This window comes from Calothrix rhizosoleniae SC01, assembly GCF_900185595.1.
In the GTDB taxonomy this organism is placed as follows: domain Bacteria; phylum Cyanobacteriota; class Cyanobacteriia; order Cyanobacteriales; family Nostocaceae; genus Calothrix_A; species Calothrix_A rhizosoleniae.
In genome coordinates, this window is sequence record NZ_FYBH01000225.1 from 1 (window position 1) to 1,722 (window position 1,722).

The window sequence follows — 1,722 nt, forward strand, 5'->3', positions numbered from 1 at the left end:
TAAAGGATTTAACTTCTTAAAATTTAAGTGGGGTGGAATTTCTTGATTTTGCAGGGATAAAACCACCTTAATTAAACCAGCAATACCTGCTGCTGCTTCCAAATGACCAATATTAGTTTTTACCGAACCAATCCAACAAGTTTGATTTGTATCTCTACCTTCCATCAGCACTTTTTTCAGGGAGTTGATCTCAATCGGGTCTCCCAAAGAGGTACCCGTACCATGGGCTTCCACATAGCTAATATCTGCTGGTTTGACTCCCGCTCTTTCTAAAGCTTGACGAACCACAGCTTGCTGAGAAGGACCATTAGGGGCTGTCAATCCGTTAGTTAAACCATCTTGGTTGACCGCTGAACCTTTGATAACAGCTTGAATATTATCTCCATCCCTAAGAGCATCTTCCAAGCGCTTGAGAACAACTACTCCACATCCTTCCCCTCGGACATAACCATCAGCTGAAGCATCAAAAGTCTTGCAACGACCATCAGTTGCCATCATTCTCATCTGGGATAAAGTTATATGCCCATTAGGTACTAAAACTAGGTTGACTCCTCCAACCAAACAAAGCTCCGATTCCTTGTTATGTAAACTTTGACAAGCCAGGTGAATAGCAACCAGTGATGAAGAACAACCAGTGTCTAATGCTAAATTGGGTCCGCATAAATTCAGAGAATAAGATATACGATTAGCAGCAATACATAGTTTTTGACCAGTTGCACTATAGGCATTTAAGGAAGATGCATCCTGGTTGAGATATCTATAATCATTATCAGTAATTCCGATAAATACCCCTGTTTTGCTTCTTGCGAGATTAGCTAGCGCTATACCTGCATTTTCCAAAGCACCAAAGCTCACTTCCAATAAAAGTCTGTGCTGGGGATCTATTTTATGTGCTTCTCGTGGGGAAATGCCGAAGAAATTAGCATCGAACTGGTCAACTTGTTCCAAGAAGCCACCCCAGCGTGTATAGGTTTTCCCTGGTGTAACTGGCTCCGGGTCATAAAAAGTATCAATATCCCATCGATTCGGTGGTACCTCCGTAATTGCATCCACTCCATTCCGCAATATATGCCAGAAAGATCCTGGATCTGTCGCACCTGGAAAACGATAGTCTAAACCAATAACTGCAATTGAATTCATAACAAGAAATTTATAATGAGTTTAAGGGACAACAAAAACATCGGCGGGTTCAGCTTTATCAAATATATTTTGGACAATACCCGAGTATTGGGGGGGTCAAAAGCTGGGTATTTTATTACTTGGAAGGGCATAAATAATTTAATCAATGTTTTTTACTAATTCAGCAAATTGATTAAAAGCTCTTTTGCTACTAATGACAGATTGATTGATATTAACTGAATCTGCTATCTGCATTTTGCGGTTTATAGACCAAAGGTAATCTACATTCTCAAAGGATTTTTTTAGATTTAAGAGTAGACGCTGATGATTTTTTAATGCTACATGAAAGCCCTGATGCTCTTGACAGAAACATTTTTTTAACCAGTTCATTGCTTCTGAAGTAGATAATCTAAACAAAGGACTTTTCATCAAATTAAAAATAATATTTATAAAGGAAGCATCATCCTTAACAAAGCGATAAGGTATCGCAGCAGAAAGACCATCTAGATTGAATTGAGTCAGATAAATCATTGAGTTTCCGACCATTTTTTCATAAGCTGTTGGTTTAGGAAACTTTTCATACTTGTATAACTGCTGAGATAT

General features: G+C 38.6%; 1 protein-coding gene and 1 pseudogene. Both read right to left on the reverse strand.

The annotated features are described in order from the left end of the window. Positions 1–1,140: type I polyketide synthase (locus tag CALSC_RS13625; RefSeq protein WP_143288250.1), on the reverse strand; the 1,140-nt coding region annotated here is incomplete at its 3' end. Between the two features lie 138 nt (positions 1,141–1,278). After that, a pseudogene (locus tag CALSC_RS26475) lies at positions 1,279–1,722 on the reverse strand (hypothetical protein); the annotation flags it as partial.